Raw genomic sequence first — 13,341 nt, forward strand, 5'->3', positions numbered from 1 at the left:
ACGCGGACCAGGCCAGTGGCAATTGTGATTAAAGTGGAACGCTCTGGAAAGTGCGGCCGTAGTGGGTGACAGCCCCGTACGCGTAGATATCATGATTGTCCTAGAGTAGGGCGGGACACGAGAAATCCTGTCTGAACATGGGGAGACCACTCTCCAAGCCTAAGTACTCGTGCATGACCGATAGCGAACAAGTACCGTGAGGGAAAGGTGAAAAGCACCCCGACAAGGGGAGTGAAATAGAACCTGAAACCGGATGCCTACAAACAGTCGGAGCCCGCAAGGGTGACGGCGTACCTTTTGTATAATGGGTCAACGACTTAGTGTAACAAGCAAGCTTAAGCCGGTAGGTGTAGGCGAAGCGAAAGCGAGTCTGAATAGGGCGATTTAGTTTGTTGCATTAGACCCGAAACCGAGTGATCTAGCCATGAGCAGGTTGAAGGTTGGGTAACACCAACTGGAGGACCGAACCCGCATCTGTTGCAATAGATTGGGATGACTTGTGGCTAGGGGTGAAAGGCCAATCAAACTCGGAAATAGCTGGTTCTCCGCGAAATCTATTTAGGTAGAGCGTCGAGCGAATACCCCCGGGGGTAGAGCACTGGATGGGCTATGGGGACTCACCGTCTTACTGATCCTAACCAAACTCCGAATACCGGGGAGTACTACTCGGCAGACACACGGCGGGTGCTAACGTCCGTCGTGAAAAGGGCAACAACCCTAACCTCCAGCTAAGGTCCCCAAGTCATGGCTAAGTGGGAAAGGATGTGAGGATCCCAAAACAACCAGGATGTTGGCTTAGAAGCAGCCATCATTTAAAGAAAGCGTAACAGCTCACTGGTCTAAATAAGGGTCTTTGCGCCGAAAATGTAACGGGGCTGAAGCCATGCACCGAAGCTGAGGATTTGCGAGTAATCGCAAGTGGTAGCGGAGCGTTCCGTAAGCTGATGAAGGGAGACCCGTGAGGGCTCCTGGAGGTATCGGAAGTGCGAATGTTGACATGAGTAACGATAAAGAGGGTGAGAGACCCTCTCGCCGAAAGACCAAGGGTTCCTGCTTAAAGTTAATCTGAGCAGGGTTAGCCGGCCCCTAAGGCGAGGCAGAAATGCGTAGTCGATGGGAACCACGTTAATATTCGTGGGCCTGGTGGTAGTGACGGATTGCACAAGTTGTTCATTCTTATTGGATTGGATGGGCAGCGGAGCGGTTCCAGGAAATAGCTCCACCGTATAGACCGTACCCGAAACCGACACAGGTGGTCAGGTAGAGTATACCAAGGCGCTTGAGAGAACTATGTTGAAGGAACTCGGCAAATTGCACGCGTAACTTCGGAAGAAGCGTGACCCCATGGTAGGCAACTATTATGGGGTGGCACAGACCAGGGGGTAGCGACTGTTTATCAAAAACACAGGGCTCTGCGAAGTCGCAAGACGACGTATAGGGTCTGACGCCTGCCCGGTGCTGGAAGGTTAAGAGGAGAGGTGCAAGCTTTGAATCGAAGCCCCAGTAAACGGCGGCCGTAACTATAACGGTCCTAAGGTAGCGAAATTCCTTGTCGGGTAAGTTCCGACCTGCACGAATGGCGTAACGACTTCCCCGCTGTCTCCAACATAGACTCAGTGAAATTGAATTCCCCGTGAAGATGCGGGGTTCCTGCGGTCAGACGGAAAGACCCCGTGCACCTTTACTATAGCTTTACACTGGCATTCGTGTCGGCATGTGTAGGATAGGTGGTAGGCTTTGAAGCGGGGACGCCAGTTTCCGTGGAGCCATCCTTGAAATACCACCCTTATCGTCATGGATGTCTAACCGCGGCCCGTCATCCGGGTCCGGGACAGTGTATGGTGGGTAGTTTGACTGGGGCGGTCGCCTCCGAAAGAGTAACGGAGGCGCGCGATGGTGGGCTCAGACCGGTCGGAAATCGGTCGTCGAGTGCAATGGCATAAGCCCGCCTGACTGCGAGACTGACAAGTCGAGCAGAGACGAAAGTCGGTCATAGTGATCCGGTGGTCCCGCGTGGAAGGGCCATCGCTCAACGGATAAAAGGTACGCCGGGGATAACAGGCTGATGACCCCCAAGAGTCCATATCGACGGGGTTGTTTGGCACCTCGATGTCGGCTCATCGCATCCTGGGGCTGGAGCAGGTCCCAAGGGTTTGGCTGTTCGCCAATTAAAGCGGTACGTGAGCTGGGTTCAGAACGTCGTGAGACAGTTCGGTCCCTATCTGCCGTGGGTGTAGGAATATTGACAGGATCTGTCCCTAGTACGAGAGGACCGGGATGGACATATCTCTGGTGGACCTGTTGTCCTGCCAAGGGCATAGCAGGGTAGCTACATATGGACGGGATAACCGCTGAAGGCATCTAAGCGGGAAACCCACCTGAAAACGAGTATTCCCTATCAGAGCCGTGGAAGACGACCACGTTGATAGGCCGGGTGTGGAAGTGCGGCAACGCATGAAGCTTACCGGTACTAATAGCTCGATTGGCTTGATCGTTCTCATTGACTATGCTCATCGAACTTCGTTCGATGTGCCAGACCTTTGTCCTGGCGCTGTCGCGGCTTTGCCGCTTCGCTCCGGACGGGCCGCGCCACAAGGCGCGACGGCCACTTGGCCTTGCGGAGCGCTGCTCCGACGCCCTCAAGAAGGTTCAAAGACGTGTTCAAAAAAAGAAAACAGGCTAACGCCTGCCAGCTTCTCAAAACATATAGTTGCGCTTTGCCGACCTGGTGGTTATGGCGGGGTGGCTGCACCCGTTCCCTTTCCGAACACGGCCGTGAAACGCCCCTGCGCCCATGGTACTTCGTCTTAAGACGCGGGAGAGTAGGTCGCTGCCAGGTCTGCAAAACGCAACTGATGTAAAACAATCTTCTCAGAACAAACTCTGCGGCCCATGCCGAACAAAAAGGGCCGCTCACAAGCGGCCTTTTGTGTTACAATACATCAGCAAATCTCAATGATTTGCTCTGGCGCGGGGTGGAGCAGCCCGGTAGCTCGTCAGGCTCATAACCTGAAGGCCGCAGGTTCAAATCCTGCCCCCGCAACCAATCCTTCCCTTAGATACTCCCAAGCCCCTGCCATGCAGGGGCTTTTTGTGTTGCCAGAAGAGAGCAATATCGCTGGCGCGAAGACTTCATCTTCGCTGGCGATGGTAGCTCCTCGTCCTGCGGACCATAACCTGAAGGCCGCAGGTTCAAATCCTGCCCCCGCAACCAAACAAATAGCCGCCTTCAGGGCGGCTTTTTGTTTGGTAACGGGTCGAGGGTTTAATGCCTAATCAGGGGCCCGCAAGAAGGCAAAGCCGACGCAGCGGGACAGAAAACTACAAAGCCTGCCCCCGAAACCAAATCCTTCCTTTTAAAGATCAGCATCTACCTTCTTATCGCTGGCGGAAAAGCTTCGCTTTCCCTGGCGATGGTAGCTCCTCGTTCGCAGAGCTCACCATAACCTGAAGGGTGAGCGGTCGATCGGGCCCGCCCGATAAAACAGTCCACTGAACTGTTTAAGACCCAACGGGGCAAAGCCTCAAACCGAAACCAAATTCCCAATAATACGCAAAAGCCCGCCTCGTGCGGGCTTTTTGCCAGATGTGGTCGAGGCAAACATCCAGGATCAGTAATCGGATTCGGATCCTTCAGTTCAATTCATTCCGGGCCAGGAATTCGGCTGCCTGTATTGTCTTCAAGGCACTCGCTGTCTCCCTGAAGTAAGGCAGGGTTTCCCAGAGGGTGCGATCGCCGACGATATAGAAGCGGCGTTTGGCGCGCGTCAGGGCAACGTTCAACAGGTTCGGCTTCGATGCGGCCCAGGCTGCAGCCCCGCTATGAGCGGCATCGGCGCCGAGCACCATGAAAACCACGTCTTCTTCCTTGCCCTGGAAGGTATGCACCGTGCCGATCCTTTCCTTCAGCCACTTCGACAGTCTTGGCGGAGCCGAGCGCGTATTTCCGTTCCAATCAACCCATGTTGCATGGGCCAGAGCCTGCTTCAGACTGTTCTTGATCTCCTTGAACGGCGAAATGATATAGAGGTCTGGCAATCCGCCGTCCCGGCGATAAGTGGCGGTGAGGAGATCGACGATGAAGCCCGTTTGTTCTGGAACGGCCTGTTTGCCTGACACCCTTCCCCTGACGTCGATCCAGGCGCTGTCGCCATAAAACGGCGGAGCGTCACCGGCCGGCCGGCGCTCTTCCAGCCCGAAGACCATCTTGTTCTGATAGGCGATCTGGTTGGCAAGGCCAAACATCGGATCGATGCAGCGCCGATGTACCCTGAGGGGACTGCCGATCCAGAGCCCATCGGCCTCCTCGCCCGAGACCGTCGTCCCATAGCGGTTGTTGGCATCGGCCAACATCTGCACCGACGCACTGTTCGGCGAATATTGTCCTGCCGCCGTATGCGGCGAGAGAGCCGAGGTGGCGGTGATCAGCGCGCTGGGCAGCGTGAAGACCGGTTCGATCTGCTGGGGATCACCGATCACCATGACGCGCCGCGCCCGCAACAGGGCGCCGACGGCCGCCTGCGGCACCGCCTGACCAGCTTCATCGATGAAGACCCAGCCGACCGAGCCGGTGTCGAGACCGTGGAACTGCCGGGCAAAGGAGGCGAAGGTTGTCGAGACGATGGGAACGATCATGAAAAGGCTCTGCCAGATCAACGCAATGTGCTCGCCGTCGGCGGGACCGTTGTTGGAAAGCAGTTTGTTGATGGCGACGATGTTCCCTCCAAAACCTCCGCCTTTCTTGCCCACATCCGCCAGCCACGCTTCATGCAGCGTCAACGCTGCTTCCAACAATGCCGAACGCAGACCTGCCAGTTCGTCCTGATGCCACAGACCGTCAATCTGGAACTGATCGGTCTCGAGATCGGTCAGGCGACCAGGTAGGGTGGGGTGATTGAGAATTTCCCCTAGGCGGCCAAACTCCTCCCTTTTTCTGGACCAGATTTCTCGTTGCGACCGCAGTGCCTGTTCGGCACGTCGATGTCTCCGCAAAGACTGTTCCAGCGCAGGTCTGAGGGTTTTCGTAAGGTGATGTTCGCATTCCGCCAGCGCCTTGCGCAGTTCCAGCTGTCTTCGTGCATTGGCGACGACATTGTGCCGATGCTGCCGGGCAGGGTTGGTCGACAGCACTTTCTCCCACCACGCAGGAGCGCCTCGGTCGAGCAGCAGTTCCTCCTCCTTCAGAGGAGACAACCCTTCCCTGAGGCGGAGCATGTCGGCGGCAACCATATCGCATCGGTCCTGTGCGTGTCGAAGTTCGGCCGCACCTGCTCTGACCTTTTCAAGCGCCTCGCGGCAGAAACCATCCTGCGAAACCAGGGCGATTTCGTCATGGAGATCGGCATAGCGTGCATATTCGCCGATCTTGTCGCGAACCACCTTGTCGGCGGCCTGAAATGCCGCCGATGCTTCGGCGAAGTTTGGTCCCTTATAACCCTTTAGCCACTCCCAGATGGTCTGTGGTTTGTCGGCACCGGACCAGCCGGGCTTCGGCCTTTCGGCGATCTCCATGAAGGCGAAACGTTCCTTGAAAGCTCGGCGATTCCGGGAATTGCCGAGCGCACAGGCGATTAGCCCCCATGGGCGGTCGCCGTCCGAGAGCCTGACGACCGCCCCATTGTCCTTCTGGCAAGCGACTTTGTGCGCGATGGTCTGCAGATATTGGAAGGAAGACGTTCTCGCGACCGAGCTTCGCTTCGGAAGGTCGCGCGAAATATTCTCCACGGCGGCGTTGTTGGAGGAGGCGACAACCATTTCGAATCCTGCCAGGGCCGGGATCAGCGCCGATATCGTGGCAGTGCTCCGGTCCGCGAAAATGATGCGGCGCGGCGCGCCATCGAAGGCTTCGCGCGCCGTCTTCAAGGAGGCCAGGATGCGAGCGCGCCGAACGATATTATCTGCGAACATGTCGCGAAGCAGCGTCGTCTTTCCCGTCCCTGGCGGGCCGTTGACCGAGAACAGTCCCGTTTCCGACAGCTCGTCGATTGCCGAATTGATCGCGAACTGTTGCATCAGGCTCATGGCGTGGTGAGGTTCGCTGAGCCAGCGCCCGCGGTTGAGTTTTCCAGGATGCAAGGCCCGAACGATCGCCCGGCGTCCATCCTCCGAGTAGAGGTCGATCCGTTTCTCATGCACCAGCGGGGTGAGATATTGCCTGAGCGGCGCGGGGACATCGCCATGCGTGACGCGTATCATCGCCCGCTCGATGTCCTCGATGAAGAAGCTGTTCAAGATACCGATATCGTCTTCAGCACTGGTACTCTCATCCTCCTCGTCGTCGGCATCGAGCGCATTGCTTTCCGGCGGTGGTGGCAAGGAGATGAACTCTGATTTTTCCACCCGGTCCCGGTAACGCATTTCAACAGCGGCAATGGGTTTCTCCTGCTTCGAGGCAAAGCCGGCCCAATCGCAGAGCAATTCATGCAGCGTCAGGATTTCGGCAGCATCGATCGGCTGATCGGTCGTGTCCTCGGAGGATGAAGATCTCAGATGCCGCTGCGCCCGAAAGTTTTGAAGCAATTCCGAGAGTTGCCGCTTGCTGTCGGCAAATGCCTGGTAGCCGAGCGAGGAGAGGCCGGATTTCCGCACCCGTCCCAGAGCCCATGGCAGCGTGGAAACTGAAAATGTTTCGAACAGCGGCTGTCCCAAGGGAGAGAGCTGCAAGCTGGCAAAGCAGGTATCGCCATCGAGGTCGCTGCGTTCGGCGTCGTCATATTCGGCGGTATCGGTCGCAACGCAATCGAAGTGTCTGCGAATATCGGCAATTTCGGATTTGCTGAAAACGCCGAGGAACAGGGTAAAACCCGTGATCTGCTTCTCCTCGGGGATCGCTGGACGACTGAGTGCGGCACCGTCATCGCCGAGCGTTTTCGCATGCAACCAGAAAACACTTCGGCCTTCACCGGAGACGATACGACTGGAGAGATCGTAAGGAATGAAGAACTCGATTTTGTGCCAGAAATCGAGAATGGCCAGAAGCCGTTCCCTTTCGGCGCCGTCTGCATTCGTCTGCATGACTTCTCACTGAGGAGTTGCAAAAATAGGCTCGCGCTTCTTTTAGCAACGATCGCAGCGCAAAATCAAAGACCATGGTGACTGTGCGTCCCGGAGCTGCCGGACCGCATTTCCGCACCATGGCGAAACCACATCAATGCAGACGTGGCCGGCGTCGCTCGCTGAGCTGCCGTCCTCGGTTCCAGCGGGCGATGGTCTCCGGCACGACGTCCGTCTTGCCAGCGGCGGGCTCGGTGATCGAGCGCAGGCGTTCGAGGGCAACGCCCGCCTTGGCGGCATAATCGAGTGCGGTCGGATCGTCCGAATGCACGTCCTGGATCGCGGCGAAAACCGCCTCCGCCTCGGCCAGCCGTTTGCTCGCCGCAAGGGCGATACCACGCTTGTAATGCGCCTGGATGAGATGCGGCCCGATCTCGCCGATCTGACGGAAAGTCTCTGCGGCCTGCTCATATTGATGCAGCGCAAGTTGCGTGTCGCCAAGCCGCATTTGGATCGGTGTCGGGTCGGGTGCTTGCTCGACGAGAGCCTTGTAGGCAGTCAATGCCTCCGTCAGTTTGCCTCGGTCGAACAGCAGATTGGCGAGCCCGAATTCCGCGCCGGTATGGCCTGGCGCCGATTGCAGGACCTGGTTGAAGGCGATCTCCGCCTTGCTCCGGGCTCCATTGCGGTACATGTCGAGCGCCTGTTCATAGACGAAACGAATGCTGCGCGGGTTGAGCGCGCCATGCAGGTTCTGGCCGTTGCGGGTGCGGAACAGGGTGCAGCTGATCCGCCTTTCCTCCACCCCGAACATGTACTTATAGGGTTCGTTTCCGCGCAGGAAGTCATAGGTCTTGAAGCCCTGCTCGATCGCCCGCCGGATGCAGTAGCCATGCAGGATGAGGCCGGGAGACGGCGTCTTCCAGTTCTCGTCGCGGCCGGTGATATAGAAGAGGATGGCCTTCTTCTGCCGGTCGACGATATTCGCCAGCGCGCCGAGCGGCTGGTCGCCATACCAAAGGACCGGCACCTCGAGATTGCCGCAGTTGAAGCTGTCCATCAGCATCTCGCGCGTGGTGACGATCAGCCGCTCGGTCCGCTCTGCGCCTTTGCGGGCACTCCATTTGATCCGCCAGAGATTGAAGAGGGTGTCCAGGTCCCGATCGATGGTCTCGGGAGTTGCCATCGTGATCCTGTAAATATCGTCGCCTTCGACCTTGCGCAGGAACCGCCGGAGCTTCTGGCGCGTCTGGCTGCTCATGCGCTGCTCGAGATAGTCGTCGAAGCTTGCCGGCAGGGGGACGATGGGACAGATCGTATTGTCGATATTCTCGCTGTTCTTGGGCGAGCTGTCGCGAAACATCACCTCCGGTCCCTGCAGCGCCTCGATCATCTTCTCGCGCCGGCTGGCAGGACCGCTGAAATATTCGAGTTTCAGGTCGGTCCAGTTTTGATGTTTGATAAACGAAGCAAAGCCCGCAATGGCGTGATGCTCGTAATCCGGCCTGACGATGAAGCCGGTATAATCGGCCGCAAAATTCCCGGCCATGATGATCTCGTCATAGAAGAGCCCGGTCTTTTCGTTCAGATGCGTGATGAGGCGCAGCGGAAGGAAGGCGACATAGGGTGCTTCGGGATCGCGTTCGCGAAGGGCGAGGATGAACCAGCGGCGTCGGCGCGACAGATAGTTCTTCAGCCATATCCAGGAGAGGAAATGCTGCGCGTCTGGATCTTCCAGGAAGACCTGATCCCAGTTCTCGCGCACCGCCTCGAACCCCGCAATGGTATCGATGATATCTATGCGCATGTCCGCCCCCCAATACCCCATACGTCACTTGGGAGGTTTCATTCTAAAGGGAAACACCGATCTTCAAATAAACCGTCCGGATGATTTGAGGCGCCTAAATGGGATTAGTCCTGAGCCCGGCGCATAACCCAAAATCGCAATCGGTTTGGTCAAAATCATATACAGATTCAAAGCGATAGAGCCAAACGCGTCCTGAAGGATGCCGAGCTTCAACGGACCTCGCCCGAAAGTGTGCAGCGGTTTTGAGAACATGAGTACATAAGGATTAGATCAGAGCTCGCCGGAGATCCGCGGGCTCGCATGGATGAAGGCCCAGAGCGTCCGGCTGATGGCGACGATCTCGGCGATCGACTTTTCCAGAAGGTCGAGCTCGCGCGCGTCCATCTGTTCGATCTTGCCGTAGCGGATCTGCTTGTCGTCCTCGACGAGCCGCATCAGCTGTGTGCTCGAGATCTCTCCCTTTTCGTCGAAGGAATAGATGCAGTGATTGTACTTGTTGCGTATCTTGGATTCTTTCTTCAACCGCGACATGGCTGAAAGGATCGCCTTCCGGTCGGAAGGGGAGGTCGAAGCGAGCTTGGACAGCCGTTCGATGAGATCGATCCGTGCGCGCGTGGTGTTCAGCGTCAGGAACACGACGATTGCTGCATCCTTTTCCACCCGGAGAAGATGGGCGATGATGTAGATCAGCAGGCTTTCGGTGTTCGTCCAGACATAGTTCAGGCGGCCGACCCGCAGCAGGACATCGGACATCGCCGCCATGCTTGACCCTTTCTCCCCGGAGGGAATCCATCCCTCAAGGGATGACATGTGGACATTACATTAGAACAACGCGCAAGTCCGTCATATCTACAGGTCCGCCCGTGCCGGATCGCGAGCGATCAGCGCTCCTTGAATGCCCGGGACATGCTGTCGGTGATCGGTTTGCTCAGATATTCGAAGAAGGTGCGTTCCGATGTCTGAATCAGCACTTCGGCCGGCATGCCGGGAACGGGATGGAAATTGTGCACCCGCGCAATCTCGGAATCGGGTATGCCGACGCGGACGATATAGACGTCCTTGACCGAAGCTCCCGAATTTTCCTCGATCGAATCGGCCGAGACGTAGAAGACCTTGCCCTGCAGAACAGGGGTCGTGCGCCGGTTGAGCGCCGTGAGGCGGATGGAGGCCGTTTCTCCCTCATGCAACTGGTCGATCGAGGTGCGCAATACCTGCGCTTCCAGGATCAGCGGCACGTGCGACGGCAGGATTTCCATGATCGGCTTTCCTGTCGTGATGACACCGCCGGCTGTGTGAAAATAGGAGCGCACCACCGTGCCCGACACCGGCGAACGGATAGTGGTCCGTTCGAGCACGCCGGCGGCCTCGCGCATCTGTTCGCGCACACTGTCCAGATCGGTTTCGGCGGTCTCGAGTGCATCGAGTGCCGCCTGCTTGTTGGAGTTGACGGCGATGACGGCTTCCTGGCGGAATTTGGCGATCTCGGCCTCGCTCTCGTTGAGCTCGCCGTTCAGTCGAGCAATGTCGCCCATCGCATCGGCGATCGCCCGCTCGATTGCCAGCAGATCCGTCCTGCGCATATAGCCGACCTTCACCAGCCGAGCCTTGGAGTCGCGTTCCTCGGTCAGCAGCGACAGCTGCCTTTCGAAGGAATCTCTCTGGCCCCTATAGCCGGCGAACCGGAATTCCAGCGACGCGATGTTCTTCCCGATCAGATTGAGCTGCTCTTCGAGCTTGATCTGCTTGCTGTGGAAGACGACGTTCTGGCTCTGGATGATCGCGTTGATATCGGGATCGCTGGCCTCCTTCGTCACGATATTGGGAAGCTGGAGTTCACGCAGGCCCTGCGCTTCGGCACGGAGCCTTGCGACAATGGCTTCCAGGCGCAGACGGCGAAGCTGCAGCATCCGCTCGTTTGAGCGGGATGCTGTAGGATCGAGGGTCAGCAGGATATCGCCTTCCTTGACCGTATCGCCTTCGCTGACGCGCATCTCCTTGATGATGCCACCTTCCAGATGCTGGACGATCTTGTTGTTGCCGGTCGCGACGAAGCTTCCCTGCGCGATAACGGCGGAGGCGAGCGGCGCCGTCGCCGCCCAGAAGCCGAAGCCTCCGAACGAGGTGAAGAGAACCGTCAGGCCGACGATGCTGTGCATCCGGATTGAGCGCGGCACGTCGCTATACCATTCGAGCTGCACCGGACCGGCCGTCTCCTGATTTTTCCGTCCCATGTCGTTCATCCCTCGATGCGCGGTGCTTGTTGACCGTTATTGCCGTTGTTCTTGGAAAGCGCCTGCAGCACCTCGATCCTTTCCCCGAACATGGCGACAGTACCCTCCTTGAGCACGAGGATCTTGTCGACGCATTGGAGAAGGGCCGGGCGCTGGGTGATGGTGACGGTGGTGATGCCCTGCTTCTTGGCGTGTATCAGCGCCTTGGCAAGAGCTGCCTCGCCTTGTGTATCGAGGTTCGAGTTCGGCTCGTCGAGGACCACGAACTTCGGATTGCCGAAGAAGGCGCGGGCCAGCGCGATGCGCTGCTTCTGGCCGCCCGAAAGCGGAGCGCCGTCACCCGCCACAATTGTTTCGTAGCCCTGCGGGAAGCCTGCGATGAGTTCGTGCACGTCAGCGAGCACAGCGGCCTCATAGATCTGGTGATCGTCGACGTCGTCACGCATGCGGCAGATATTGGCCTTGATCGTACCGGGAAAGAGCTGCACATCCTGCGGCAGATAGCCGATGCTTTCGCCGAACTGGCGCTGGTCCCAGTTGCGCAGATCCATCAGGTCGAGGCGAACATTCCCCGATGTCGGGACGATCGAGCCGACGAGCATCTTGCCGAGCGTCGTCTTGCCGGACCCGGAATTACCGATGATCGCAAGTGATTCCCCCTTCCTGAGCGAGAACGAGATGCCGTTGAGAATGACCTTCTTCTGCGGCGGCGGCACGAAGAGAATGCGTTCGACATCCAGCCGGCCTTCGGGATTGGGAAGACGCAGGCGCGGGAAGTTCAATGGGGAGTTCAACAGCAGTCCTTTGATCCTGCCATAGGCGGCTGCCGATCGGTTGAACTGATGCCAGCCTTCGATGGCGCCTTCGATCGGCGCCAGGGCGCGTCCCGAGATGATCGAGGACGCAATCACCATGCCGCCCGTCAACTCACCGGAGAGCGACAGATGCGCACCCCAGCCCAGCAGGGTGATCTGGGTGATCATGCGGCAAGCCTTCGATATGCCGGAGAAGATGATGTTGCGGTCTTGCGCTTCGACTTGCGATTTCAGCGAGCCCGCCGTTTCCCGGCCCCACATCTTCACCGCCTCGGGGATCATCGCCATTGCGTTGATAATCTGCGAATTGCGCGACATGGAATCGAGATGGAAATTTGCCCGGCTGAGATAGCCGTTGGATTCGGCAAATTGCCGGGCGGTGAATTTCTGGTTCAGATAGGCGATCACGAAAAGCACCGCGCAGCAGACCATGATGATGATGCCGAGATGCGGATGCACGAAATAGACGACGACCACGAAGAACGGCATCAGCGGCGCATCGAGAAACGCGATCAGCGTGCCGGATGTCAAGAAGCCGCGCAAAAGCTGCAGGTCCTGCAGCGTCTGATAATCCTTGCCGCTGCCATGCAGCGACGCCCTCGCCGCGGCGCTGAGGATCGGCGCGCCGAGCTGAACTTCGAGCTCCACCGCGGTGCGCATCAGGATAAAGCGCCGCACCGTATCCATGAAGGCCTGCAGCAGCACGGCGCCGATCACGGCGATCGAGAGCATGACGAGCGTGTCGACGGAGCGGCTTGTCAGCACCCGGTCGGATATCTGGAAGAGATAAAGCGGTATCGCCAGCAGAAGGACGTTGATGGCGACCGTAAACACCATTACGACCACCATGTTGCGCCGTACCGCCACCATCCCGCGCGAGAGGCTGGCGGCGAAATTCACAGGCTCGCTGCGCTTGTGAAAACCGCCGCCGCTTCCCCCGCCCCCGCCCCCGCTGCCCCCGGGATCGGAATTCTTGCCGTTTCCGCCGCCGCCGGTGCGCAGCCGCCTGTCGTTCTCGCTGATCGGACCGCTTTCTCCTTCGATGGTCTTGCCGAAAGGCATCGTCGGGCTCGATTTAAGCTCGGTCTTCTCTGTCGGCAGTTCGGGGGCCACCCGTGCTTCGATCTGCGGCTGGGCCGGCGCTTCCGCCGGTTTTGCTGTCGCCGGGCCCTGCGCCACCGCGACAGCAGGCGCCGTTTCCACTTTAGCTTCCGGCACCGCCGTCTTTTCCGGGAGGGGCGCCTGCGTTGCGCTTGCGCGTCCGGTATCGGCAGCCTCGGTTGCTGCAGCTTCGGACGTCTGCTTGCCGCCATCGGGAGACGAAGCAGCGGCACCGCTCAGCCTGCGAAGGTTCTCGACCGCCTCGTCGATCGCCGAGATGCACAAATCGGTCATCGTCGCTTCCGAAGGGGCAGCGGAGGGAATAGTGCCCGATCTCAGATCGAGGGCGCTGCCTGCCGCAAAGATTTGTTTCGAAATCTGGTTCATCGTGGTT

Annotated in this window: 5 protein-coding genes, 1 tRNA gene and 2 rRNA genes (1 of these 8 only partly in view); 3 read left to right on the forward strand and 5 right to left on the reverse strand. The window is 58.3% G+C overall.

The genetic code is table 11. The features are described from left to right. The 3 genes from AC25BC_RS21890 to AC25BC_RS21900 all read left to right on the forward strand — a co-directional run. A 23S ribosomal RNA gene (locus AC25BC_RS21890) occupies nt 1-2,495 on the forward strand (it extends 411 nt beyond the left edge of the window). A gap of 229 nt (nt 2,496-2,724) precedes the next feature. Continuing rightward, a 5S ribosomal RNA gene (gene rrf / locus AC25BC_RS21895) occupies nt 2,725-2,839 on the forward strand. Between the two features lie 130 nt (nt 2,840-2,969). Beyond that, a tRNA-Met gene (locus AC25BC_RS21900) sits at nt 2,970-3,046 on the forward strand. Nucleotides 3,047-3,633: 587 nt separating this feature from the next. On the opposite strand, the gene AC25BC_RS21905 is transcribed toward AC25BC_RS21900, so the two are convergent. The 5 genes from AC25BC_RS21905 to AC25BC_RS21925 form a co-directional block, all read right to left on the reverse strand. Next, nucleotides 3,634-7,014, reverse strand: a complete 3,381-nt coding sequence (locus AC25BC_RS21905) for a DEAD/DEAH box helicase (protein ID WP_128440346.1) — start codon at nt 7,012-7,014, stop codon at nt 3,634-3,636. Nucleotides 7,015-7,147: 133 nt separating this feature from the next. Beyond that, entirely contained in the window at nt 7,148-8,800 is a 1,653-nt protein-coding gene (locus AC25BC_RS21910) for a GNAT family N-acetyltransferase (protein WP_012759595.1), read from the reverse strand. Nucleotides 8,801-9,070: 270 nt separating this feature from the next. Then, nucleotides 9,071-9,562 carry a hypothetical protein gene (locus tag AC25BC_RS21915; RefSeq protein ID WP_012759596.1) on the reverse strand — a complete coding sequence of 164 codons (492 nt, stop codon included), beginning with the start codon at nt 9,560-9,562 and terminating at the stop codon, nt 9,071-9,073. A gap of 119 nt (nt 9,563-9,681) precedes the next feature. Beyond that, nucleotides 9,682-11,031: an HlyD family type I secretion periplasmic adaptor subunit gene (locus AC25BC_RS21920; RefSeq protein ID WP_113547941.1), complete on the reverse strand. Its 1,350-nt coding sequence runs from the start codon at nt 11,029-11,031 to the stop codon at nt 9,682-9,684. A 5-nt stretch (nt 11,032-11,036) separates the two neighbouring features. Further along, nucleotides 11,037-13,334: a type I secretion system permease/ATPase gene (locus AC25BC_RS21925; protein WP_128440347.1), complete on the reverse strand. Its 2,298-nt coding sequence runs from the start codon at nt 13,332-13,334 to the stop codon at nt 11,037-11,039. Nucleotides 13,335-13,341 lie beyond the last annotated feature (7 nt).

It is taken from the genome of Rhizobium sp. WSM409, assembly GCF_057653825.1.